The organism is Streptomyces sp. NPDC006512 (assembly GCF_040611935.1).
Taxonomy (GTDB): Bacteria; Actinomycetota; Actinomycetes; order Streptomycetales; family Streptomycetaceae; genus Streptomyces.
In genome coordinates this window covers 19,800-43,762 of sequence record NZ_JBEXPG010000034.1, presented here as the reverse complement: position 1 = coordinate 43,762, position 23,963 = coordinate 19,800, and the positions used below count along the sequence as shown (strand labels likewise).

Below are 23,963 nucleotides of genomic sequence, written 5' to 3'. Positions count from 1 at the left end.
CGCCTACCGTGCGCGACATGGACCTCACGAAGACCCCCGCCCCGACCGCTCCCGAGGCGGACGCCCCTGCCGACACCACCGAGGACACGGCAGCCGGCACCCCCGCCGACACCACCGCGGACGCCTCCGGCGACGAGCACGACGAGCACGACGAGTACACGGAGGAAGAGGAGCCCGCCCAGGAGCACGCCGGTGTCGGCGCCGCCGCCTCCTCGATCGTCGCCGCCGGCCTCGCCCTGGTCGCGCTCAGCGGCAGCTGGGTCTCCCGCGTGATCGCCGAACGCCAGACGCTGGTCGGCCAGCTGGAATCGGTCAACGCGACCACCGCCAAGGAGAAGATCGCCGCGCTGTACGGCGACGCCTGGCACATGACCGCCCTCGTCAACGGCGTCCTGTCCACCCTCGCCCTCCTCATCGCCGTGTTCGTCCTGGCCCGCCCCGCCTTCGGCGCCCCGGGCCGTGTCCTGCCGGTGTGGATCCGCTCCGTGTCCTGGGCCGCCGTCGCCCTCGGCCTGTTCGGCGTCCTGCTGTTCGGCCTCATGTACTTCGACGTCCTCGTGGCCCTGCCGACGGCCGCCGAGCAGGCCCCGTAGGCACCTCCGTACGCACGTCGGCGGACATCCGCGTAGGCACCTCCTTAGGCCGCCCCAGCCCTTCTCCAGCGCCTGAGCCCCCGGCCTAAGGACCCCCGCCCCGCACAGATGCGGCATGCGCCCGATGCGGCGGCCCCCTCTGGGAAGCGAATCTTGGATCACACCGAACGAGGTGCCCGAGAAACACCACCAGGGAGTACGAGATGTTCGAGTACGAGATGGCCAACGCCCGCCGCGCCGACCTCATCCGCGAAGCCGACGCGTACCGCATGGTCCAGGAGGCCAAGAAGGCGCGCCGCGCCTCGTCCCGAAGCCAGGAACCCGAAGGGTCGGTGAGAGCGATCCGCAGCCTCTTCACCCGCGCCGCGTAGTCCGCGCGGCCCACCACGTGAACTGATACGTGATGAGAAGCGCAGCGATATCCAGTGCCACCGACCCGCAGCTCTGTGCGATGCTCGGCGGCGTGGAGACCAGATCTGTCAGCCCGGTGTTCGTCGGCCGAGCCGACGAACTGGCCGTACTCGTGGACGCCCTGACGCGCGCCGCCGACCAGGAGCCGCAGGCCCTGCTCATCGGGGGAGAGGCCGGGGTCGGCAAGACCAGGCTGACCGAGGAGTTCCTCGGCGAGGCCACCCGCCGCGGCGCGGTGGTGGCCGTCGGAAGCTGTGTGGAGATCGGGGCGGAGGGACTTCCCTTCGCCCCGTTTTCGACCGCCCTGCGCGCCCTGCGCCGCCACCTCCCCGAAGAGCTCGCCGCCGCGGCCGCCGGGCAGGAGGACGAACTCGCCCGGATCCTGCCCGAACTCGGCGAGACCCCCCGCGGCCCGCACGACGAGGAAAGCACCGCCCGGCTCTTCGAACTGACGGCCCGGATGCTGGAGCGAATCGCCGCCGACCGCACCCTCGTGCTCGTCCTGGAGGACCTGCACTGGGCGGACACCTCCACCCGGCACCTGCTCGCCTACCTCTTCCGCACCCTCGGCAGCGGCCGGCTCGTCGTCGTCGCCACCTACCGGGCCGACGACATCCACCGCCGCCACCCCCTGCGCCCGCTCCTCGCCGAACTGGACCGGCTCCGCACCGTCCAGCGCATCGAACTGCCCCGCTTCAACCGCGCCGAGGTACGCCGCCAGCTCGCCGGCATCCTCGCCTCGCAGCCCGAGGAGACCTTCGTCGAGTCGGTCTTCGACCGCTCCGACGGCAACGCCTTCTTCGTCGAGGAACTCGTCGCCTCCCGGCAGAGCGGATGCCGCACCGGGCTCACCGAATCCCTCCGCGACCTGCTCCTCGTCCGCGTCGAAGTCCTCCCGGACGCCGCCCAGCGCGTCGTGCGCATGGTCGCCGAAGGCGGCTCCACCGTCGAGTACCCGCTGCTGCGCGCCGTGGCCCGGCTCGGCGAGGACGAACTGATCGAGGCCCTGCGCGCCGCCGTCGGCGCCAACATCCTCCTCGCCACCGCCGACGGCGACGGCTACCGCTTCCGCCACTCCCTGGTCCGCGAGGCCGTCAGCGACGACCTGCTCCCCGGCGAACGCGCCCGCGTCAACCGGCGCTACGCCGAAGCCATGGAAGACGACGAGACCCTGGTCCGCGCCGAGGAACGCGTCATCCGGCTGGCCAACTACTGGTACGCCGCCAACGACCCCGGCAAATCCCTGCCCGCCGTCCTCGCCGCCTCCGTGACCGCCCGGCGCAGGCACGCCTACTCCGAGCAGCTGAGCCTGCTGGAGCGGGCCATGGACCTCTGGGACAGCACCCCGGCCGAGGTGCGCGACGGCCTGCGCCCGGCGGACTACACCGACGTGTACCCGCCCTGCGGCTGCGACCCGGCGACCACCCCGCTCCAGCGCCTCGACCTGCTGGCCGAAGCCACCGTCGCGGCCCGGTTCGGCGGCGAACGCGAACGCGCCCTGAAGATCACCAAGCTGGCCCTGCGGACCCTCGCCGAGGACGGCGACGACCCGCTGCGCGCCGCCTGGTTCTGGACCGAACGCTCCCGGCTCGTCGCCGGCCTCGGCCGCAGCGACGGCTGGGAGGAGATAGCCAAGGCCCAGGAACTGGTCAAGGGGCTGCCCCCGTCCCAGGTGCACGCCGACGTCCTCGTCCTCGCCGCCGGATGGGGCATGCTCCACAACCCCGGACCCGGCAACCTGGCCGCCGCCGAACGCGCCGTCGAGTACGCGCGCATGGTCGGCGCGGAAGACACCGAACTCAACGCCCGCATCACCCTCGGCTGCCTCCTCACCGACTCCGGTGACGGCACGGCGGGACTCGCCGAGATGCACGCGGTCAAGGACCGGGCCACCGAACTCGGGCTCACCCTGATCGTGGGAAGGGCCCATATCAACCTCACCTCTCAACTCGAAAGCCTGGGCCGGTCCCGCGAAGCCGTGGAACTGGCCGAACAAGGAGCCCAACTGGTCAGGCAATCCCGGCTCATGGACACCGAGGCCTGGGTCTGCGGCAACATGGCCGAGAGCCTGTACAGCCTCGGCCGCTGGGACGAAGCGGCCGAAGCGGCCCGGCGCACCCTGAGCGTCGGCCAGAGCGCCGCCCCCCGCGGATCCGCCTCGGCGCGCCTGGCCTACCTGGCCCTGGCCCGCGGTGAACTCACCGAGGCCGCCCAGCAACTGGCCGCCGCGCACGCCCACTTCGGCACCCACGACACCCAGCCCCAGCACCGCGTCCCGCTCTACCGCCTCGCCGTCGGCATCGCCGCCGGAGAGGGCCGCCTCGCCGACGTCCGCGCCGAGACCGAGGAGGCCGTCACCTACGGCTTCCGGCTCGGCCAGCACCGCTACGCCTGGCCCCTGCTCCTCGCCGCCGCCTCCGCCGAGGCGGACGCCCGAGGCCTGCCGGCCGCCACCCCCGGCCGGAGCGCCGCCCTCGGCCTGCTGCGCGGCGCCGCCCGCACACTCGCCACCCCGGCCCCGGTGTGGACCGCCCACGCCGAGTACTTCCGGGCCGAACTGCTGCGGGCCGAAGCCGCCGACACCGTCGCCGACTGGACGGCCGTGGAGGCCGCGATCCGCCCCCTGGACCGCCCGTACCTGCTGGCCAGGGCCCGCCACCGGCTCGCCGAGGCCCTGCTGGCCTCGGGCGGCGACCGCACCGAGGCCTCCGCCCTGCTGCGCGACGCCCACGCCACCGCCGACCGGCTGGGCTCCCGCCGGCTGCGCGAGGACCTGGCGCTGCTCGCCCAGCGCGCCCGGATCCCCCTCGACGCCGACGCCGACACCTGCCCGGCCCTGCCCGCCGCCGACACCGACCCGGCCGAGGCCCTCGGCCTGACCGGCCGCGAGCGCGAGGTCCTGCGACTGGTCGCCGCGGGCAGCACCAACCGTCAGATCGCGGAGGAACTCTTCATCTCCCCGAAGACGGCCAGCGTCCACGTCTCGAACATCCTGGCCAAGCTGGGCGTCGCCGGCCGCGGCGAGGCAGCCGCCCTCGCCCACCGCCTACGCCTGTTCACCCCGCTCACCCCGCCCGCCCCGACGGCCGTGCCCGCCGGCCGCCCATAGCCACAGCCCCCAACCCCGGCCCCCAACCACAACCCCCCGCCCCCAGCTCCCGCCCCTAGGGAGCCTCGTCACCGGGCTTCTCGACGGGGCGTATGAGCACCTTGCCGGAGTCGAGGTCTATCGGACCGCGTCCCGGATCACCGTCGTCGACGTCGGTCCGGGACAGCTCCAGCCGCTTCTTCTCCTCGTCCGTGTGCTTGCGCCCCGGGTTGAACAGCTCCTCGATCATGTTGAACACCGTGCCCACCGTGCCTTCCACCCCTGCCGGGGCCTCGTCCGGTCACCGCACCGTCAGGGTCAGGATCCTGTCGTCACCCGCCTCCGGTGATCCGCGTCCGTCCGTCTCGCTCGTCACCAGCAGCAACCGGTCCCCGCCGAGCGGAACCACCGTGCGCAGCCGCCCGTACTCGCCCTCCAGGAAGGCCTCGGGCGCCGCCACCGGCACGGCCCCGTCCAACGGGATCCGCCACAGCCTCTGCCCCTTCAGCCCGGCCATCCAGATCGAGCCCTGCGCCCAGGCGATACCGCTCGGGGAGGCCTCGTCCGTCCTCCACACCGCCACCGGATCCCGGAGCCCGGGCTTCGAGGCCTTCCCCTCGGCCTGCGGCCAGCCGTAGTTGACGCCCGGCTCGATCAGGTTCAGCTCGTCCCAGGTGTTCTGCCCGAACTCGGCGGCCCACAGCCGCTTGTCCGCGTCCCAGGCCAGGCCCTGCACGTTGCGGTGCCCGTACGAATAGACGACGGAGTCCGCCTCGGGATTGCCGTGCACCGGATCGCCGTCGGGCGTCATCCGCAGGATCTTCCCGCCGAGCGACTTCCGGTCCTGCGCGAGCCCCGTCTCCCCGGTCTCGCCCGTCCCCGCGTAGAGCATCTTGTCCGGACCGAAGGCGATCCGCCCGCCGTTGTGGATGAACCCCTTGGGAATGCCCCGGAGCACCGTGTCCGGCGCGCCCAGCTGCTGCCCCGGCGCTCTCTGCTCGTCGTAGCGCATCCGGGCGATCCGGTTGTCGGACTCCGTCGTGAAGTACGCGTACACCAGCCGGTCCGAGGCGAACGACGGGGACACGGCCAGTCCCAGGAGACCCCCCTCGCCGCCCGGCGCGACCCCGGGGACCTCGCCGATCGGCGTGACCGTCCCCGTGCCCGCCTGGACCCGGCTGACGGTGCCCTTGTCCCGCGAGGCGACCAGCAGGTCACCGCCGGGAAGCGGGGCCACGCCCCACGGTGACTCCAGCCCCTTGGCGACCTCGCCCGTGACCGTCACCGAGCCCTTCGCGGGCGCCGCCGCGGCCCGGGCCGGGGACGCTGCCCCCGGTGACGCCGACCCGGCCGGCGGCGAGCCCGGGGGAGACCCGCCCGCACCCCCCTGCGCCCCGCCCGACGGGGAACAGCCGGCCACCAGCAAGACCCCGCACCCGGCCAGCGCGAGCGCCGCCGACACGCTCCGCCGCCCCGAGCCGCCGGCCGGGTACCGCCCCGCCGCCCGGTCCGCCGCCCGCCCGGCCGCCCGCTCCGCCCGGCCCTTCCCGCCGCCGTCCCCGCCGATCCGTCCGTACCGCATCGCCCTGCTCCCCTCCGGTCCGCGTCCTGCCTTCACTGACTCCAACAGCCGGGGCAGCTCCCGAAGTTCCACCGCTCGTACACCCGATCGAGTGGACCTGGGACCGGCCGCGGCCCGCCCCGGCCCGCCCGGGACTCAGTCCCAGGCTCCCACCGCCGACGGCAGTGCCGCTATCTCGGCCAGCTCGGCGGCCGTCAGCCGCACCTCCGCCGCACCGGCGTTCTCGGCCGCCCAGCGGGCCCGCTCGGCCCCCGGCACCGGCACCACGTGCGGCCCCTGCGCCAGTACCCAGGCCAGCGCCACCTGCGCCGCCGTGACCTCGGGCCCGTGCCGCAGCGCCACCCGCCGCAGCCCTGCCACCAGCACCTGGTTCGAGGCCATGGCGTGCGCCGTGAACCGCGGGTGCCGCGCCCGGACGTCCGCGTCCTCGAAACCCTGCCCCGGCGTCAGCGTCCCGGTCAGGAACCCGCTCCCCAGCGGCATCGCCGCCAGCACCCCCACCCCCCGGGCCGCGCACCACGGCAGCAGCTGCCACGCCGCCTCCGGCGACCACACCGACAGCTCCGCCTGCACCGCCGTCACCGGGAACACCTGCTGGACGCGCTCCAGCTGCCGCAGCGTCGACCCGTACGCCCGGTCACCGCGCCGCCCCGCCCCCGGACCGGCCCCCGCGCCCAGCGCGCAGAACCCGAGCGCCCGCACCTTCCCCGCGCCCACCAGCTCCGCCATCGCCCCCCAGGTCTCCTCCACCGGGACGTCCGGATCGACCCGGTGCAGCTGGTACAGGTCGATGACGTCGGTGCGCAGCCGCCGCAGCGAGGCGTCGCAGGCCCGTCGTACGTACCCCGGCCGCCCGTCGGCCACCACGTGCTGCTCGCCGGCCCGCAGCCCCACCTTGGCGGACACGAAGGCATCGGCACGCCGCTCCCGCAGCACCCGCCCCACCACCAGCTCGTTCGTGAACGGCCCGTACAGATCGGCCGTGTCCAGCAGGTTCGCCCCCAGGTCCAGCGCCGTGTGGACGGTGCGCAGCGACTCCTCGCCCCGGCGGAGCGAAGGCGCGTACGCCCAGCTCATCGGCATGCAGCCGAGCCCTATGGCTCCCACCGTCAGCGGTCCCGACCCGATCGACCTGCGCTCCACCCCTGCGTCCCCCTCCCGGTCCGGCCCTCAAACTAACGGCTTGATCCGGATCCCTTCGCATAGCCTCGTGATCATGACTGCAACGACCGGCGACGTCTGGCTCCCCTTCCCCGCCGGGGAGATCGACGGCCTGCCCGATTCCTTCCGCTACCGCCAGTGGGACGGCGAGGACGAGTTCCCCGCCGACCCGGCCGACTGCGTCTTCTACGTCACCCCGTACATGAAGTCGCAGGCCGTGACCCTGCGCCCGCTGGCGGCCATGCCCGCCCTGCGGGTCGTCCAGACCCTCACCGCGGGCATCGACCACGTGCTCGGCGGCCTCGCCGACCTGCCCTCCGGGGTCCGGCTGTGCAACGCCCGCGGCGTCCACGAGGCCAGCACCGCCGAACTCGCCCTCACCCTGACCCTCGCCTCCCTGCGCGGCATTCCCGGCATGGTGCGCGGCCAGGACCGCGAGGAGTGGCGCGACGGCTTCTACGAGGCCCTCGCCGACAAGTCGGTCCTGATCGTCGGCTACGGATCGATCGGCGCCGCCGTCGAGGACCGGCTCGTCCCCTTCGAGTGCGGTCCGGTCACCCGCGTCGCCCGCTCCGCGCGCACCGCCCCGCACGGCCCGGTGCACGCCCTCGCCGACCTGGACCGCCTCCTCCCGGACGCGGACGTGGTGATCCTCTGCACGCCGCTCACCGAGGACACCCGGGGACTGGCGGGCGCGGGCTTCCTCGGCCGCATGAAGGACGGCGCCCTGCTCGTGAACGTGTCGCGCGGCCCCGTCGTCGACACCAAGTCCCTGCTGGCGGAGGTGGGGTCGGGCCGGCTGCGCGCCGCGCTCGACGTCACGGACCCCGAACCGCTGCCCGCCGGCCATCCGCTCTGGCACGCCCCGAACGTCCTGATCACCCCTCATGTCGGAGGCAGCAGCTCCGCGTTCGAGCCCCGGGCGAAGCGGCTGGTGGCCCGCCAGCTCGGCCGGTTCGCCGCCGGGGAGCCGGTCGAGAACACGGTGCTGGTCACCGACTGAGCCGCCGAAGAGGCGCGGGCGCGCACGCTGCGCGACCGGACGCATGCGCCCCGTCGCCCCAACTCCCTTGGTGGTGACGGAGAGTAGAGAAGCTATGTCGCTGAGTGACGAAAGTGGTGTATCGTCCGGAACAAGGGGCTGCGGCGCGTTCGTCTGCGCTGGGGAGTGATCGGACCATTTGGGGGGCGACGGGCGATGCACGGCCAATGGACGAAGGATCCGACGCGGCAGAGCCGCCGGAGGCGACGATGGGGTGCGCCGAAACAAGCCAGCGAGGGGGACCGGTGAGCACCCCGGGGGCGGCGCTCCTCACCCGGCCCCCCGTCGCCGACGGCGGCGGCAGGGGACTGGCGGCGCAGCTCCTCCTCGCGGTGGTCAGCGGCGGGTACGCCGTCGGCGCCGCCCTCGGCTGGGGGTCGAAGGACGTCGCCAAGGTCATGGGCGACTTCGGGCTCAGCACGGCGGGCTTACTCGCCGCGGTCTCCTGTTACCACTACGCGCGGACGATCGACCGCCGCGAACGCCCCGCCTGGCTGATGTTCGCCTTCTCCTCGCTGATGGGCGCCATCGGCAACGCGATCTGGGGCTGGTACGAGGTCATCCTCGGCCAGGAGGTGCCCGAACCCTCCCTCGCCGACTTCGCCTTCCTCTGCTTCGCACCGCCCGCCATCGTGGGCCTCCTCGTCCTGGCCAAGCGCCCGGTCACCCGCGCCGGCTGGGTCTGCCTCGGGCTCGACTCCTGGCTCATCGGCGGCTCGCTCCTGACCCTGTCCTGGAGCCTGGCCCTCGCCAACGCCGCCCGCACCGCCCAGTCGGGCGCACCCGGCAGCGTCCCGCGCGCCGCGCTCTCGCTCGCGTACCCGCTCCTCGACATCGCCCTGGTCTCGATGGTCCTGGTGCTGCACTTCCGCCGCTCGGCGAACAACCGCTCCGCGGTCAACACGGCCATCGCGGCCCTCGCCCTGACCGTCCTCAGCGACGCGCTGTTCACCTCGCCGCTGCTGAACACGACCTACCGCTCCGGCGAGATCCTCGACGCCGGCTGGTTCGCCGGCTCCCTCCTGCTCGCCTACGCGCCCTGGGGCGCCCGCCGGGCCGAACCGGCCGGCCGGCCCGGGCCCCCGCGCGCCGAGCGGCCCCACAGCCGCCCGATCACCGGCTCGCTGCCCGCCCTCACCCCGTACCTCGCCGCGGCCGTCTGCACCCTCGGGATCCTCTACAACGTCGTGGACGGCCGGAAGGTCGACCGCGTGGTCGTCTTCACCGGCTGCACCGTCGTCCTGGCCCTCGTCATCCGCCAGGGCATCATGCTCCTCGACAACATCGCGCTGACGCAGGAACTGGCCCAGAAGGAGAACCACTTCCGCTCCCTGGTCCAGGGCTCCAGCGACGTCATCATGATCGCCGCGCCCACCGGAACCCTGCGCTACGTCAGCCCCGCCGCCGCCGGCGTCTACGGCCGCGAGGCGGAGGAACTGGTCGGCAGCGAGCTCGCCACCCTCATCCACCCCGACGACCTCGGCCAGGTGGTCCACGAGGTGCGCCGCTTCCTCGCCGCCCAGCCGGCCGAGGAACCCACCACCCGCATCGAGTGCCGGTTCAGATCGGGCAGCGGCGAGTGGCTCAACGTGGAGTCCACCGTCAACCGGCACCAGGGCGGGCTCATCCTCAACAGCCGGGACGTCACCGAGCGGGTCCGCCTCCAGGCCCAGCTGCAGCACAGCGCCGAACACGACCCGCTGACCGACCTGCCCAACCGGGCGCTGTTCACCCGCCGGGTCCGCCAGGCCCTCACCGGCCGCCGCTCCGGGGACCACAGCACCGCCGTGCTCTTCATCGACCTCGACGGCTTCAAGGCGGTCAACGACACCATCGGCCACCAGGCCGGCGACGAGCTGCTCATCGAGGCCGCGCACCGGCTCCAGGCCGCCGTCCGCGCCGGGGACACCGCCGCCCGCCTCGGCGGGGACGAGTTCGCCGCGCTCATCCTGGGCGACGGCAGCCGCGACCGCAGCGCCCGCGAGTACCAGGTCCACGAGATCGCCGACCGGCTGCGGACCACGCTCTCCCAGCCCTACCGGATCGCCGGCAGCGAGGTCCGGGTCGCCGCCAGCATCGGCGTCGCCTTCGCCGACCCCGGCATCACCCCTTCGGACCTCATGCGCAACGCCGACCTCGCCATGTACCGGGCCAAGGCCGGAGGCAAGGACCGCGTCGAGCTGTACGCCCCGCAGATGCAGGCCGAGGTCGTCCGCAAGGCGGAGCTCGCCGGCCGGCTGCGCACCGCGCTCCACGAGGGGGAGTTCACCCTCTTGCACCAGCCCGTGGTCTCGCTCGTCTCCGGGGAGGTCACGGCCGTGGCCGCCCAGGCCCGCTGGCGCTCCGCCCAGGGGATCCTCTTCACCCCGGCCGAATTCCTCCGGGTGGCCGAACACAGTGAGGCCGGCGGGCCCGGGCAGGACGCGGCCCGCACCGCCGAACTGGGCCGCTGGCTCCTGGAAGAGGCCGTGGAGCAGGCCGCCGAGCGCCACCGGGCCGGTCACGACGTACCAGTGGCCGTCCGGATGACCGCCCAGCGGCTGCTGGACCGGTCCATGCCGCGCGGCTCCGTGGAGGCGCTGCTGTCCCGCCACGGACTGCCCTCCGGCGCGCTCGTACTGGAACTGGCCGCCTCCGACCCCAGAGTGCCGTTCGACGAGCTGGAGCGCCGCCTGACGGCCCTGCACCGGCTCGGCGTACGCATCGCCCTGGACGGGTTCGGCAGCGGTTACGCGGCCATCAGCGCCCTCCGGCGCCTGCCGGTGGACCTGCTCAAGCTGGACCGGGGCCTGGTCGAGGGCGTGGTCGAGTCCGCCCGGCTCCACAAGATCACCGCCGGCCTGTTGCGGATCGCAAACGACCTGGGCATGCAGTCCGTGGCCGACGGCGTCGACCTCCCCGAACAGGTGACGGCCCTGCGGGCCATGGGGTGCACCCACGGCCAGGGAGCGGCGTTCTCCGGCCCGCTCGACGAATACAGGCTGCGGCGCGCGCTCGTGCGCGGTACGTTCCCAGTACCGGGCGGTACGGCCCAGCCGGCCTTGGCCGGAGGCTCGTCCGCCGGTTCGATGGTCATCCGTAGAGGCTCACATAATGAGACGCCCGTCCCACCCACTTGACATCCACCTCCCGCCGGAGGGAGGGTCAGTGCCATGCGCACCCGAATTCTCGTACTTGGAAAGCGCGTCGGCTGAAGCTGGGACCTGCATGTCCCCGCTCAACACCCCCGACGCGCTCCCCTCGCTTGCCACCTGGCACGAGGGGTTTTTTGTTGCACTGGCACACGCCCCCGGACCCGATCCGGGGGACCCCCGCTCCTCGTAAAACCCTCAGCTTCGAGAAGAGAATGCCGATGACCGAGCAGGCCACCGGGGCCCACCATCCGCAGCCGCGGCCCCGTACGGGTGGACAGCAGTCCACCGCAGTTGAGCACGTCACGGGTGCGCAGTCCCTCATCCGCTCTCTCGAAGAGGTGGGGTGCGACACCGTCTTCGGCATCCCGGGCGGCTGCATCCTCCCCGCCTACGACCCGATGATGGACAGCAAGAAGGTCCGTCACATCCTGGTCCGCCACGAGCAGGGGGCCGGCCACGCCGCCACCGGCTACGCCCAGGCGACCGGCAAGGTCGGCGTCTGCATGGCCACCTCCGGCCCGGGCGCCACCAACCTGGTCACCCCGATCGCCGACGCGCACATGGACTCCGTCCCGCTCGTCGCCATCACGGGCCAGGTCTCCTCCAAGGCGATCGGCACGGACGCCTTCCAGGAGGCGGACATCGTCGGCATCACGATGCCCATCACCAAGCACAACTTCCTGGTCACCAAGGCCGGTGACATCGCGAAGACCATCGCCGAGGCCTTCCACATCGCCGCCAGCGGCCGCCCCGGCCCGGTCCTCGTCGACATCGCCAAGGACGCCCTCCAGGCGAAGACCACCTTCTCCTGGCCGCCGGCCATGGACCTGCCGGGCTACCGGCCGGTCACCAAGCCGCACGCCAAGCAGATCCGCGAGGCCGCCAAGCTCATCGCCGCGGCCAAGCGCCCGGTCCTGTACGTCGGCGGCGGCGTCATGAAGTCCGGTGCCACGGCCGAGCTGAAGGTCCTCGCCGAGCTGACCGGGGTCCCGGTCTGTACCACCCTGATGGCCCTGGGCTCCTTCCCCGACAGCCACCCGCTGCACGTCGGCATGCCGGGCATGCACGGCAGCGTCACCGGCGTCACCGCGCTGCAGAAGTCCGACCTGCTCATCGCGCTCGGCACCCGCTTCGACGACCGCGTCACCGGCAAGCTCGACAGCTTCGCCCCCTTCGCCAAGGTCATCCACGCGGACATCGACCCGGCGGAGATCGGCAAGAACCGCGAGGTCGACGTCCCGATCGTCGGTGACGCCCGCGAGGTCATCGCCGACCTGATCCAGGCGGTCCAGGCCGAGCACACCGAGGGCAACACCGGCGACTACAGCGCCTGGTGGAACGACCTCAACCGCTGGCGCGAGACCTACCCCCTGGGCTACGACCTGCCCGAGGACGGTTCGCTCTCCCCGCAGCAGGTCATCGAGCGGATCGGCGCGCTGGCGCCGCAGGGCACGATCTTCACGGCCGGCGTCGGCCAGCACCAGATGTGGGCCTCCCACTTCGTCAAGTACGAGGAGCCCCGCACCTGGCTGAACTCCGGCGGCGCCGGAACCATGGGCTACGCGGTCCCCGCCGCGATGGGCGCCAAGGTCGGCATGCCGGACCGCCCCGTCTGGGCGATCGACGGCGACGGCTGCTTCCAGATGACCAATCAGGAACTGGCCACCTGCGCGCTGAACAACATCCCGATCAAGGTCGCCATCATCAACAACGGCGCCCTGGGCATGGTCCGCCAGTGGCAGACGCTCTTCTACAACCAGCGCTACTCCAACACCGTGCTGCACGCCGACGACACCGGCCACGACACGGTGGGCTCCCAGCTCGGAGAGTCCAGCGCCCCCCGCCAGGGCACCCGCGTCCCGGACTTCGTCAAGCTGTCCGAGGCCATGGGCTGCGTCGCGCTGCGCTGCGAGGACCCGGCGGACCTGGACAAGGTCATCGCCGAGGCCAACGCGATCAACGACCGGCCCGTCGTGATCGACTTCATCGTCCACGAGGACGCCATGGTGTGGCCGATGGTCGCCGCCGGCACCTCCAACGACGAGGTCCTGGCAGCCCGGGGCGTCCGCCCCGACTTCGGCGACAACGAAGACGACTGAGCCGAGAGAGCCGAGAGAGAGAACGCCCCACATGTCCAAGCACACGCTCTCCGTCCTGGTCGAGAACACGCCCGGCATCCTTGCCCGGATCGCCGCCCTGTTCTCCCGCCGCGGGTTCAACATCGACTCCCTCGCCGTCGGCGTCACCGAGCACCCCGACATCTCGCGCATCACCATCGTCGTGAACGTCGAGGACCTCCCGCTGGAGCAGGTGACCAAGCAGCTGAACAAGCTGGTCAACGTGCTCAAGATCGTCGAGCTGGAGCCGCACAACGCCATCGAGCGCGAACTCGTCCTGGTGAAGGTCCGCGCCGACAACGAGACGCGCTCGCAGATCGTCGAGATCGTCCAGCTGTTCCGCGCCAAGACCGTCGACGTGTCCCCGGACGCCGTCACCATCGAGGCCACCGGCGGCACCGACAAGCTCGGCGCGATGCTCAAGATGCTGGAGCCGTTCGGCATCAAGGAACTCGTCCAGTCCGGCACGATCGCCATAGGGCGTGGCGGCCGGTCCATCACGGACCGCAGCCTGCGCTCGCTCGACCGCAGCGCCTGACCGGCCGGACACCCTCCCGCCCGACACGCCCCGCTCGCATCGCGAGACCGGCAAACTCAGATTCCGTTCCCCGCCGTACGGTGGGTGCAACATCAGCGCACCAAGGAGATATCCCAGTGGCCGAGCTGTTCTACGAGAACGACGCCGACCTGTCCATCATCCAGGGCCGCAAGGTCGCGGTCATCGGATACGGCAGCCAGGGCCACGCCCACGCGCTGTCGCTCCGTGACTCCGGCGTCGACGTCGTCGTCGGCCTCAAGGAGGGCTCGAAGTCCAAGGCCAAGGCCGAGGAGCAGGGCCTGAAGGTCGTCCCCGTGGCCGAGGCCGCCGCATGGGCGAACGTCATCATGATCCTGACCCCGGACCCGCTCCAGGCCGAGATCTACGAGGAGTCCATCAAGGACCACCTGGAGGAGGGCGACGCGCTCTTCTTCGGCCACGGCTTCAACGTCCGCTACGGCTTCATCAAGCCCCCGACCAACGTGGACGTCGCCCTGGTCGCCCCGAAGGGCCCGGGCCACCTCGTCCGCCGCCAGTACGAGGAGGGCCGCGGCGTGCCCTGCATCGCCGCCGTCGAGCAGGACTTCACCGGTTCCGCCTTCGCGCTCGCGCTGTCGTACGCGGCCGGCATCGGCGGCACCCGCGCCGGCGTCATCAAGACCACCTTCACCGAGGAGACCGAGACCGACCTGTTCGGTGAGCAGGCCGTCCTCTGCGGTGGCGCCTCCGCCCTGGTCAAGGCCGGTTTCGAGACCCTGACCGAGGCCGGCTACCAGCCGGAGATCGCCTACTTCGAGTGCCTCCACGAGCTGAAGCTCATCGTCGACCTCATGTACGAGGGCGGCCTGGAGAAGATGCGCTGGTCGGTCTCCGAGACCGCCGAGTGGGGCGACTACATCACCGGCCCGCGCGTCATCACCGACGCCACCAAGGCCGAGATGAAGAAGGTCCTCGCGGAGATCCAGAGCGGCGAGTTCGCGAACACCTGGATGGCCGAGTACAAGGCGGGTCTGCCGAAGTACAACGAGTACAAGAAGGCCGACGAGGCCCACCTGCTGGAGACCACCGGCAAGAAGCTGCGCAAGCTGATGAGCTGGGTCGACAGCGACGAGAGCTGATCCCGTGCGCGGCGGGGCCGGGACACGCGTCCCGGCCCCGCCGCACACCACCGGCCCGGCCGGAAAACAGGCCTCGCACGGCACGGATTGTCCACCCCGGCCAATCTCGGACGGGTGATCCTTCCGTACAGGCGGAATTCCGCACCGGATCCGCTACTACACTGCTCAACACAACGCGTCAGGCCCACAGTGTCGTGCGTCTTCCACGCGGCTACCCCCTCCACGCCTGCGGCCGTCGGGACGGCCGTCCGCACTGGACTTGTGAGGATGACCCACGTGAGCTCGAAACCTGTCGTACTCATCGCCGAAGAGCTGTCGCCCGCAACGGTGGACGCCCTCGGTCCGGACTTCGAGATCCGGCACGTCAACGGCGCGGACCGCGCCGAGCTGCTGCCCGCGATCGTCGACGTCGACGCGATCCTGGTCCGCTCCGCCACGAAGGTGGACGCCGAGGCCATCGCCGCCGCCAAGAAGCTGAAGGTCGTCGCCCGCGCCGGTGTCGGCCTGGACAACGTCGACGTCTCCTCCGCCACCAAGGCGGGCGTGATGGTCGTCAACGCGCCGACCTCCAACATCGTCACCGCCGCCGAGCTGGCCTGCGGCCTGCTCGTCGCCACGGCCCGCAACATCCCGCAGGCCAACACCGCCCTGAAGAACGGCGAGTGGAAGCGGAACAAGTACACGGGCGTCGAGCTCAGCGAGAAGACCCTCGGTGTCGTCGGCCTCGGCCGCATCGGCGTCCTGGTCGCCCAGCGCATGTCGGCGTTCGGCATGAAGATCGTCGCGTACGACCCCTACGTGCAGCCCGCTCGCGCCGCCCAGATGGGCGTCAAGATGCTCACGCTGGACGAGCTCCTGGAAGTCGCCGACTTCATCACCGTGCACCTGCCCAAGACCCCCGAGACCCTCGGTCTCATCGGGGACGAGGCCCTGCACAAGGTGAAGCCGTCCGTCCGCATCGTCAACGCCGCGCGCGGCGGGATCGTGGACGAGGCCGCCCTGTACGCGGCCATCAAGGAGGGCCGCGTCGCCGGCGCCGGTCTCGACGTGTACGCGAAGGAGCCCTGCACGGACTCCCCGCTCTTCGAGCTCGACCAGGTCGTCTGCACCCCGCACCTCGGCGCGTCCACGGACGAGGCGCAGGAGAAGGCCGGCATCTCGGTCGCCAAGTCGGTGCGCCTCGCGCTCGCCGGTGAGCTCGTCCCGGACGCGGTCAACGTCCAGGGCGGCGTCATCGCCGAGGACGTCCGTCCGGGCCTGCCGCTCGCCGAGAAGCTCGGCCGCATCTTCACCGCGCTCGCGGGCGAGGTCGCGGTCCGCCTCGACGTCGAGGTCTGCGGCGAGATCACCCAGCACGACGTCAAGGTGCTGGAACTCTCCGCGCTCAAGGGCGTCTTCGAGGACGTCGTCGACGAGACGGTCTCCTACGTCAACGCCCCGCTGTTCGCGCAGGAGCGCGGTGTCGAGGTCCGCCTCACCACCAGCTCGGAGTCCCCGGACCACCGCAACGTGGTGACCGTCCGCGGCACCCTGTCGGACGGTCAGGAAGTGTCGGTCTCCGGCACCCTGGCGGGCCCGAAGCACCTCCAGAAGATCGTGGGCGTCGGCGAGTACGACGTGGACCTGGCCCTGGCCGACCACATGATCGTGCTGCGCTACACCGACCGCCCCGGCGTCGTCGGCAAGGTCGGGCAGCTGCTCGGCGAGGCCGGTCTGAACATCGCGGGCATGCAGGTCGCCCGTGCCGAGGAGGGCGGCGAGGCGCTCGTCGTCCTCACCGTCGACGCGGAGGTCCCGGTGGACGTCCTCGCGTCCATCTCGGCCGAGATCGGCGCCGCTTCGGCCCGTACGGTCAACCTCGGCTGAGCCGAACCGAACCGAACCAAGCGAAGGGCCCGGGGTACGCACCCCGGGCCCTTTTGCGTACCCCGCCGCCGCGCGGCTCAGCGGGCCGGGACCGGGGGAGGTCCGGCCGGGGCGGGAGCGGCGGCGCCGGCTCCCCGCAGCAGGACCGTGGTGAGTACGGCCGCCCCGAGCAGCAGGACCGCCCCGCCCCAGGCCGCGTACTGCATGCCGTGGACGAACGCCTCGCGGGCCAGGGTGAGCAGCTGCCCGCCGGCGTCGCCGCCGAGCTGCCCGGCGGCGGCCACCGCTCCGCCCAGGGTCTCCCGTACCGCAGGCTCCGTACCGGGCAGGTCGCTGCGGTAGACCGCGGTGCCGAGGCTGCCCAGCAGGGCCATGCCGAGCGCGCCGCCGAACTCCTGGCCCGTCTCCAGCAGGGAGGCGGCCGAACCTGCCTTCTCGGCGGGGGCGGCGGCCAGGGCCATGTCGGAGACCAGGGACATCACGGTGACGATCCCGGAGGCCAGTACTCCGGCGCCGGCCAGCAGCAGCCAGAGGGAGTCGGTGCCGACCAGCGCGATCAGGGCGAACCCGGCGGCGGCCAGGACGAAGCCGCCGGTGATGACGTGGGCGCGGTCGGTCTTGCGGGCCAGGGCGGCGCCGACCGGGGCGGCGGCGCCGATGAACAGCGAGGGGGCGAGGCTCCACAGGGCCGCCTCCAGGGTGCCCATGCCGAGGACGGACTGAAGGTACTGGGTGGTGAAGTAGGCCGAGCCCATCATGGCGAAGGCGGCGATGGTGTTGAGGCCGATGCCCGCCCCGAAACCGCGGCCCCGGAACAGGGCCCGGCCGATCATCGCGTCGGTCCGGGAGCGCTGGCGGCGGACGAAGACGTACGCGAAGGCCAGTCCGACGGCGAGGCAGCCCAGGTAGAGGGGCTCGAAGCCCTCGGCGGCGATCTCCTTGAGGCCGTAGACCACCGGCAGGACGGCGGCCGTCGACAGCGGGACGCTCACCAGGTCGAAGCGGCCGGGGGCCGGGTCCTTGAACTCCGGGACCAGCACCGGGACCAGGACCAGCAGGAGCAGCATCGCGGGCACATTGATCAGGAAGACCGAGCCCCAGTGGAAGTGGTTCAGCATCACGCCGCTCAGCACCGAGCCGAGGGCGATGCCGCCGGTCATGGCGCCGGACCAGATCGCGATGGCCTTGCCGCGCTGGGCGTCGTCCCGGAAGAGGTTGCGTACGAGGGCCAGCGTGGACGGCATCAGGGTCGCGCCGCCGACGCCGAGCAGCACGCGGGCCGCGATGAGCATCTCGGCGCTGGTGGCGTACGCGGCGGCGACGGAGGCGAGCCCGAAGGCGGCGGCGCCGATGAGCAGCAGCTTGCGGCGGCCGATGCGGTCACCCAGCGAACCCATCGTGATCAGCAGTCCGGAGAGGGCGAAGGCGTAGCTGTCGAAGATCCAGAGCTGCTGGGAGGCGCTCGGGGCGAGTTCGCGGGTGATGGCCGGGATGGCGAAGTACAGGACGGACACGTCCATCGAGACGAGGAGCAGGGGCAGCACGAGGACGGCGAAGGCGGTCCATTCGCGACGGCCGGCGAGGCGCGGCGGGGCGGTGGGGTTCGTCATGGGAAGGAATGTACATCCGTCATAAACGTCTGTCTATGACGGATGTATGAAACGGTTGTCTGGAACTTCTGTCTGGGACGGCCGTCTTGCTACGGTGGCGGCATGGGACATCGTGAAGACCTGCTCGAAGGCGCGAAGAAGTGCCTGGCCGAGAAGGGGTTCGTGCGGACCACCGCACGCGACATCGTCAGTGCCTCGGGAACCAACCTGGCGTCCATCGGCTACCACTACGGCTCCAAGGACGCCCTGCTCACCCAGGCGTTCATCGCCCTCATGGAGGAGTGGGGCGCGGGCTTCCAGGCCGGACTCGGCGGGGAGGCCGGCACCCCGGAGCGCTTCCGGGCGCTCTTCGAGGGCGTCCTGGACCGGCACGAGGAGTCGGCGCCCATCTGGGCGGCCAGCCTGGAAGTCGCCCTCAGCCGCGACCGGCTGCCGGAACTGCGGGCCATGCTCGCCACCTCGCAGGGCGAGGGGCGCAAGGGCCTGATCTCGATGATGACGGGCGTCCCGGAGGAGGACATCACCGAACGCGAGGTCCGTACCGCCGGCGCCGTCTACCAGGCGCTGCTCAACGGCCTGATGATCCAGTGGCTCTTCGACCCCGGGACCGCCGCCACCCCGGAGGAGTTCACCGAGGGCATGCGACAGGTGGCCCGCGGCTTCAACGCCTAGGTGGCCTCCCGGCGGGCGTGCCGGCGCAGGACCGCGTCCAGGTAGTCCACGCACGGGCCGCCGAGTTCCGCCGGCCCGGCGCCGGCCCGGACCAGGGCGATCCGGTCCAGTTCGGGTTCCCGGCCCGCGGCCCTCTCGGACGCGGCCGCGGCGGCGAAGCGGGCGCGCAGCAGGGGGGCCGGGCGCTGCGCGGCAAGGAAGTGGAAGCCGATGTTTCCCCGCGCGCCCCGGGTGACGCCCCACAGGGAGAGCTCCCCGGGCGGAGCCTCCACCCCCGTCTCCTCGGCCAGTTCGCGGGCGGCGTGCCGGCGCAGGAGGTCCAGGTCCAGTGGCTCGCCCTCCGGGGGAGGTTCGGCCGAGCCGCCCGGCAGTTGCCAGCGGCCGGGGGCGGCGGTGGACGCCGAGCCCCGCCCCACCACCAGCTCCCCGGTGCGCGTCGGCTGGAGGACGGTCACGAACACCGACGACGGAACCCGTTCGCCGGCCGCCCGGATCCGCCGCAGGGCCCGGTACCGGTACGTCGACCTCGCCCAGGAGAGGAGCAGCCCCCGCTCCTGCCGCTCCAGCCGCAGGCAGGCGACCAGCGGGCCGTCGAAGTGGTGCGGCCGACGGGCGACCGTCTCCTCCCAGAGCCGGTCCACGGCGCGGACTTCCGCGGGCGACACCCACGGGGTCCGGCTTTCGGCCAGCCGGAGGCGGTGGGGGTCCAGGAACTCGACGCGAGAGCGGGGGTGAGGGTCCGTCACCCGGTCAGGGTGTCACGGCGATGCGCGGGGAGCGGGCCGGGGGGAGGCGGTCAGTGGTGGAGGCGGGAGGCCTTGAGGGCCATGTGGAGGAGGAGGCGGTCCTCGCCCTCGTCGAGGTCGAGGCCGGTCAGCTGCTCGACCTTGCCGAGGCGGTAGTACAAGGTCTGCCGGTGGACCCCGAGGGCCGCCGCCGCGCGGCCCGCCTGGCCGGCGCAGTCGAGGAACACCTCGGCGGTGCGGGCGAGTTCGCGATGGGCCGGCCCGAGCAGGGTCCGGGCCGCGGGGTCGTCCACCGGGTCGGCGGCCAGGGCGGCGAGCATCCGGTACGGGCCGATCGCCGACCACTGGGCCACGGGGCCCAGCCGCGGCTGGGCGGCGGCAGCCCGGGCCGCGGCGGTGGCCTGCTCCCACGCGGCCGGCAGCTCCGCGAGTGCCCGGACGGGGTCGGAGACGCCGGCGGTCAGGTCGGGAGCGGCGCCCTGCCCGGACGCCGCCGCCGTCCTGGCCCCGGCCATAGCGGTGGACGGGACGCCGGGCGCGGAAGCCGCGGGGGGTCTGCCGGGCGCCGTGCCGGGCCGGGCCCCGGCGGGCCCCCGCCCCGGTGCCGGCGGGGCCGCCGCAGTGGGAGGGGCCGCCGGGGCCGCCGTGCGCGGCATCAGCCGGCCCAGGGCCGTCAGGGCCGGGGCCAGGGCGTCCGTGCCGCGCATACGGACCAGCGCCGCGAGCCGCCCGCCGGCGCCGCCGGGCTCCGCGGGGACCACGCACACCGCCGCCGCCCCCGGCACCGACTGGGGGGCCTCCCCGGCCCACGGCGTCACGCAGAGGACCGTGTGCGGGCCCTCCCCGGCCGGCCCGAGGGCGACCCGGAGCGCGGCCACCGCCATGTCCTGCTGCCAGCCCCGCCCGGCGCCGAGGACCGCGAGGAACTCCCGCGACAGGTCGGCGCCCGCCTTCGCCTCCTGCGCGAGCAGCACACCGATCCGCTCGGCCACCTCCATGGCCGCCGCCAGCGCCTGCGGCCCCGGGCCGGAGTCCCCGCCGTCGGGACCCTCCCGGTCGAGGAGCCACACGTACCCGTGCACGATCCCCCGGTACCGCACCGGCAGGCAGAGCCGCCCCCGGAACACCCCCGCGTCCGGCGCCGCCGGGATGCGCACGGGACCCGTCGCGCGGGCGATGCCGAAGCCCTCGAACCAGGCCCGGACGGCGGAGGTCGACTGCCGGGTCAGGATCGACCGGGTCCGGACCGGGTCCAGGACGAGCTCGCCGCCGTCACCGTCGCTGTCGTGCGCGCCGAAGGCGATCAGGCGGAAGTCCCGGTTCTCCAGCGTCGCCGGGGCGCCGAGGAGCGCCGAGATCTCGTCCACCAGGTCCTGGTAATCGTCCTTCACCCGGACATTCTCCCACCCCCGGACCGCCCCTTCAGACAGATGTATGAGATCCGGGCCACGGATGCGTGACAGCTGTCGATGGCAGAGGATCGTGAGGATCCTTAGGTTTCACGGTGGTTTTACTTGCGTTTTCCTTACGGCCCCCCGCCCCTCCGGCGACGGACCGTACGTCCGCTTCTGCCACCCGTTGGAGGTGCCCCGTGCTGGGTCCCGCGATCCTCGCCGCCTCGCGCAGCGACAAGATGCGCCGAATCGTCTCTGCCGCCCCGGTGACCAAGCCCGTGGTGAACCGGTTCATCCCCGGTGAGACGGTCGACCAGGTCATCCCGATCGTCGAGGAACTCACGCGGAAGGGCCTGGAGGTCACCCTCGACGTCGTCGGTGAGGACATCACCGCCGTGGAGCAGTCCCACGCCGCCCGTGACGCCTACCTCCAGCTGATCGAGCGCCTCGCCGAGCTCGGCCTGGGCGAGACCGTCGAGATGTCGGTCAAGCTGTCGATGTTCGGCCAGGCCCTGGAGGGCGGTCACGAGCTGGCCCTCGCCAACGTCCGCCCCGTGGTCGAGGCCGCCGCCGCGATCGGCACCACCGTGACCCTCGACGCCGAGGACCACACCACCCTCGACTCGATGTTCGCCATCCACGAGGAGCTGCGCCGCGACTTCCCGCAGACCGGCTGCGTGATCCAGGCCTACCTCTTCCGCACGGAGGCCGACGCCCGCCGCCTGGCCGCCGCCGGCAGCCGCGTCCGGATCGTGAAGGGCGCCTACAAGGAGCCCGCCGAGGTCGCCTACCAGGACAAGGCCGAGATCGACAGGGCGTACGTTCGGATCATGAAGATCCTGATGGAGGGCGAGGGCTACCCGATGATCGGGTCCCACGACCCGCGCCTCATCGCGATCGCGCAGGAGCTCGCCCGGCAGGCCGGGCGCAAACTGGACGAGTACGAGTTCCAGATGCTCTACGGCATCCGCAGTGAGGAGCACCTGCGGCTCGCCGCCGAGGGTCACCGGATGCGCGTCTACACGGCGTACGGCACGGACTGGTACGGATACTTCATGCGCCGCCTCGCGGAGAAGCCGGCCAACCTGCTGTTCTTCCTCCGCTCGATGATCACCAAGAACTAGCGCCCCGAACTAGGCACCCCCGAACTAGGCACCCCACTAGCTCAAGGAGTTACCAGCCCCATGGATGCTGTGACCCAGGTCCCCGCGCCGGTCAACGAGCCGGTTCACTCGTACGCCCCCGGCAGCGCGGAGCGCGCGCGCCTCGAGATCCAGCTCAAGCAGCTGTCCGAGAACCCCATCGACCTGCCGATGACGATCGGCGGCGTCAAGCGGATGGGCGGCGGCGAGCGCTTCGACGTGGTCCAGCCGCACGACCACAAGTCCGTCATCGGCACCTACGCCAACGCCACCGAGGCCGACGCCCAGGAGGCCGTCGACGCCGCCCTGGCCGCCGCCCCGGCCTGGCGCGCGATGGACTTCGACGACCGTGCCGCGATCATCCTGCGCGCCGCCGAGCTGCTGGCCGGCCCGTGGCGCGAGAAGCTGGCCGCGTCCACCATGCTGGGCCAGTCCAAGACCGCCCAGCAGGCGGAGATCGACACTCCCTGCGAGCTCGTCGACTTCTGGCGCTTCAACGTCCACTTCGCCCGGCAGATCCTCGCCGAGCAGCCGGCCGCGAACTCCGCGGGCGTGTGGAACCGCAGCGACCACCGCCCGCTGGAGGGCTTCGTCTACGCGATCACGCCGTTCAACTTCACGGCCATCGCCGGCAACCTGCCGACCGCCCCGGCCCTCATGGGCAACGTGGTCGTGTGGAAGCCGTCCCCGACGCAGACGCACTCCGCCGTCCTGCTGATGGAGCTCCTGGAGGCGGCCGGCCTGCCCAAGGGCGTCATCAACCTGGTGACCGGTGACGGCATCGCCGTCTCCGAGGTGGCCCTGAACCACCCCGAGCTGGCCGGCATCCACTTCACCGGCTCGACCAAGACCTTCCAGTACCTGTGGAAGACGGTCGGCAACAACATCGAGAAGTACCGCTCCTACCCGCGTCTGGTCGGCGAGACCGGCGGCAAGGACTTCGTCGTCGCGCACCCGTCCGCGGACCGCGGCATCCTGAAGACCGCCCTGACCCGCGGCTCCTTCGAGTTCCAGGGCCAGAAGTGCTCGGCCTCCTCGCGCGCCTACGTTCCGGCCTCCATCTGGAACGACGGCTTCAAGGAGCAGTTCGCGGCCGAGGTCGACGGCATCGCCATGGGTGACGTCCGCGACCTGACCAACTTCATCGGCGCGGTCATCGACGAGCGTTCCTTCGCGAAGAACAAGGCCGCGATCGACCGTGCGAAGGCCGACCCGACCTGCACGATCGTCGCGGGCGGCACCTACGACGACACGGAGGGCTACTTCGTCCGCCCGACCGTCATCGCCTGCACCGACCCGGAGAACGAGGTCTTCACGACCGAGTACTTCGGCCCGATCCTCGCGGTCCACGTCTACGAGGACGACAAGTACGACGAGATGCTCGCGCAGATGGAGAGCGTCTCGGCGTACGCCCTGACCGGCGCCGTCATCGCGCAGGACCGCTACGCGGCCGCCGACACGATGGAGAAGCTCCGCTTCGCGGCGGGCAACTTCTACATCAACGACAAGTCGACCGGCGCCGTCGTCGGCCAGCAGCCCTTCGGCGGCGGCCGTGCCTCGGGCACGAACGACAAGGCCGGCGCGGCCTCGAACCTGCTGCGCTGGACCTCGACCCGCTCCATCAAGGAGACCCTGGTCCCGCCGACCGAGTACGGCTACCCCCACATGGGCTGATCACGGCCCACGGCTGAACCCCGCCCCCGCTCCGGTACCCCCAAGTCCGGAGCGGGGGCGGTTCCAATGTCCGCG

Annotated in this window: 18 protein-coding genes; 12 read left to right on the top strand and 6 right to left on the bottom strand. The window is 72.3% G+C overall.

The annotated features are described in order from the left end of the window. The first annotated feature begins 17 nt into the window (after positions 1-17). From ABZZ17_RS23530 to ABZZ17_RS23520, 3 genes are all read left to right on the top strand, one after another. Positions 18-593, top strand: coding sequence for a hypothetical protein (locus ABZZ17_RS23530; protein WP_356878277.1), 576 nt, complete (start codon positions 18-20; stop codon positions 591-593). Between the two features lie 203 nt (positions 594-796). After that, positions 797-964, top strand: coding sequence for a hypothetical protein (locus tag ABZZ17_RS23525; RefSeq protein ID WP_356878276.1), 168 nt, complete (start codon positions 797-799; stop codon positions 962-964). Between the two features lie 32 nt (positions 965-996). Continuing rightward, positions 997-4,113 (top strand): AAA family ATPase, encoded by a 3,117-nt coding sequence (locus ABZZ17_RS23520; protein ID WP_356878275.1) that lies wholly within the window; start codon positions 997-999, stop codon positions 4,111-4,113. 55 nt (positions 4,114-4,168) lie between these two features. Here ABZZ17_RS23520 and ABZZ17_RS23515 read toward each other — a convergent pair whose 3' ends face one another. The 3 genes from ABZZ17_RS23515 to ABZZ17_RS23505 form a co-directional block, all read right to left on the bottom strand. Further along, positions 4,169-4,351 carry a DUF6191 domain-containing protein gene (locus ABZZ17_RS23515; protein ID WP_356878322.1) on the bottom strand — a complete coding sequence of 61 codons (183 nt, stop codon included), beginning with the start codon at positions 4,349-4,351 and terminating at the stop codon, positions 4,169-4,171. A gap of 42 nt (positions 4,352-4,393) precedes the next feature. Continuing rightward, positions 4,394-5,674 carry a PQQ-dependent sugar dehydrogenase gene (locus ABZZ17_RS23510; protein WP_356878274.1) on the bottom strand — a complete coding sequence of 427 codons (1,281 nt, stop codon included), beginning with the start codon at positions 5,672-5,674 and terminating at the stop codon, positions 4,394-4,396. Between the two features lie 135 nt (positions 5,675-5,809). After that, positions 5,810-6,817: an aldo/keto reductase gene (locus ABZZ17_RS23505; protein WP_356878273.1), complete on the bottom strand. Its 1,008-nt coding sequence runs from the start codon at positions 6,815-6,817 to the stop codon at positions 5,810-5,812. Between the two features lie 73 nt (positions 6,818-6,890). Between ABZZ17_RS23505 and ABZZ17_RS23500 the strand changes: the two genes are divergently transcribed. The 6 genes from ABZZ17_RS23500 to serA all read left to right on the top strand — a co-directional run bounded on the left by ABZZ17_RS23500 (position 6,891) and on the right by serA (position 16,650). Then, positions 6,891-7,838 (top strand): 2-hydroxyacid dehydrogenase, encoded by a 948-nt coding sequence (locus tag ABZZ17_RS23500; RefSeq protein ID WP_356878272.1) that lies wholly within the window; start codon positions 6,891-6,893, stop codon positions 7,836-7,838. 248 nt (positions 7,839-8,086) lie between these two features. Beyond that, complete coding sequence (locus ABZZ17_RS23495) at positions 8,087-10,996, top strand: EAL domain-containing protein (protein WP_356878321.1); 2,910 nt, start codon at positions 8,087-8,089, stop codon at positions 10,994-10,996. A gap of 227 nt (positions 10,997-11,223) precedes the next feature. Then, entirely contained in the window at positions 11,224-13,110 is a 1,887-nt protein-coding gene (locus ABZZ17_RS23490) for an acetolactate synthase large subunit (RefSeq protein WP_356878271.1), read from the top strand. 31 nt (positions 13,111-13,141) lie between these two features. Beyond that, positions 13,142-13,666 carry an acetolactate synthase small subunit gene (gene ilvN, locus ABZZ17_RS23485; RefSeq protein WP_351824957.1) on the top strand — a complete coding sequence of 175 codons (525 nt, stop codon included), beginning with the start codon at positions 13,142-13,144 and terminating at the stop codon, positions 13,664-13,666. A 116-nt stretch (positions 13,667-13,782) separates the two neighbouring features. After that, on the top strand, positions 13,783-14,784 hold the full coding sequence (gene ilvC, locus ABZZ17_RS23480; RefSeq protein WP_356878270.1) for a ketol-acid reductoisomerase: 1,002 nt from the start codon (positions 13,783-13,785) through the stop codon (positions 14,782-14,784). A gap of 276 nt (positions 14,785-15,060) precedes the next feature. Further along, positions 15,061-16,650, top strand: coding sequence for a phosphoglycerate dehydrogenase (serA, locus tag ABZZ17_RS23475; RefSeq protein WP_356878269.1), 1,590 nt, complete (start codon positions 15,061-15,063; stop codon positions 16,648-16,650). 77 nt (positions 16,651-16,727) lie between these two features. On the opposite strand, the gene ABZZ17_RS23470 is transcribed toward serA, so the two are convergent. Next, the gene (locus tag ABZZ17_RS23470; protein ID WP_356878268.1) at positions 16,728-18,260 is read right to left on the bottom strand and encodes an MFS transporter; all 1,533 of its coding nucleotides are present in this window, start codon (positions 18,258-18,260) and stop codon (positions 16,728-16,730) included. A gap of 102 nt (positions 18,261-18,362) precedes the next feature. On the opposite strand from ABZZ17_RS23470, the gene ABZZ17_RS23465 reads away from it, so the two are divergent. Beyond that, complete coding sequence (locus ABZZ17_RS23465; RefSeq protein WP_356878267.1) at positions 18,363-18,932, top strand: TetR/AcrR family transcriptional regulator; 570 nt, start codon at positions 18,363-18,365, stop codon at positions 18,930-18,932. Here the strand turns inward: ABZZ17_RS23465 and ABZZ17_RS23460 are convergent. Both ABZZ17_RS23460 and ABZZ17_RS23455 read right to left on the bottom strand, forming a co-directional pair. Next, a complete protein-coding gene (locus tag ABZZ17_RS23460; protein WP_356878266.1) occupies positions 18,929-19,678 on the bottom strand; it encodes an NUDIX domain-containing protein in 750 nt (249 codons plus the stop codon). The two genes, ABZZ17_RS23465 and ABZZ17_RS23460, sit on opposite strands and share 4 nt — an antisense overlap. A 50-nt stretch (positions 19,679-19,728) precedes the next feature. Beyond that, positions 19,729-21,069, bottom strand: a complete 1,341-nt coding sequence (locus ABZZ17_RS23455; RefSeq protein ID WP_356878265.1) for a helix-turn-helix domain-containing protein — start codon at positions 21,067-21,069, stop codon at positions 19,729-19,731. A gap of 200 nt (positions 21,070-21,269) precedes the next feature. On the opposite strand from ABZZ17_RS23455, the gene ABZZ17_RS23450 reads away from it, so the two are divergent. After that, on the top strand, positions 21,270-22,196 hold the full coding sequence (locus tag ABZZ17_RS23450; protein ID WP_356878264.1) for a proline dehydrogenase family protein: 927 nt from the start codon (positions 21,270-21,272) through the stop codon (positions 22,194-22,196). A gap of 60 nt (positions 22,197-22,256) precedes the next feature. Next, the gene (gene pruA / locus ABZZ17_RS23445; protein ID WP_356878263.1) at positions 22,257-23,888 is read left to right on the top strand and encodes an L-glutamate gamma-semialdehyde dehydrogenase; all 1,632 of its coding nucleotides are present in this window, start codon (positions 22,257-22,259) and stop codon (positions 23,886-23,888) included. The last annotated feature ends 75 nt before the right edge of the window (positions 23,889-23,963 follow it).

Excerpts from the sequence above, each read along its gene's own strand:
- ABZZ17_RS23530 (WP_356878277.1), top strand. The coding sequence starts at position 18 with ATGGACCTCACGAAGACCCCCGCCCCGACCGCTCCCGAGGCGGACGCC.
- ABZZ17_RS23525 (WP_356878276.1), top strand. The coding sequence starts at position 797 with ATGTTCGAGTACGAGATGGCCAACGCCCGCCGCGCCGACCTCATCCGC.
- ABZZ17_RS23520 (WP_356878275.1), top strand. The coding sequence starts at position 997 with ATGAGAAGCGCAGCGATATCCAGTGCCACCGACCCGCAGCTCTGTGCG.
- ABZZ17_RS23510 (WP_356878274.1), bottom strand. The coding sequence starts at position 5,674 with ATGCGGTACGGACGGATCGGCGGGGACGGCGGCGGGAAGGGCCGGGCG.
- ABZZ17_RS23500 (WP_356878272.1), top strand. The coding sequence starts at position 6,891 with ATGACTGCAACGACCGGCGACGTCTGGCTCCCCTTCCCCGCCGGGGAG.
- ABZZ17_RS23495 (WP_356878321.1), top strand. The coding sequence starts at position 8,087 with ATGGGGTGCGCCGAAACAAGCCAGCGAGGGGGACCGGTGAGCACCCCG.
- ABZZ17_RS23490 (WP_356878271.1), top strand. The coding sequence starts at position 11,224 with ATGCCGATGACCGAGCAGGCCACCGGGGCCCACCATCCGCAGCCGCGG.
- ilvN (WP_351824957.1), top strand. The coding sequence starts at position 13,142 with ATGTCCAAGCACACGCTCTCCGTCCTGGTCGAGAACACGCCCGGCATC.
- ABZZ17_RS23470 (WP_356878268.1), bottom strand. The coding sequence starts at position 18,260 with ATGACGAACCCCACCGCCCCGCCGCGCCTCGCCGGCCGTCGCGAATGG.
- ABZZ17_RS23465 (WP_356878267.1), top strand. The coding sequence starts at position 18,363 with ATGGGACATCGTGAAGACCTGCTCGAAGGCGCGAAGAAGTGCCTGGCC.
- pruA (WP_356878263.1), top strand. The coding sequence starts at position 22,257 with ATGGATGCTGTGACCCAGGTCCCCGCGCCGGTCAACGAGCCGGTTCAC.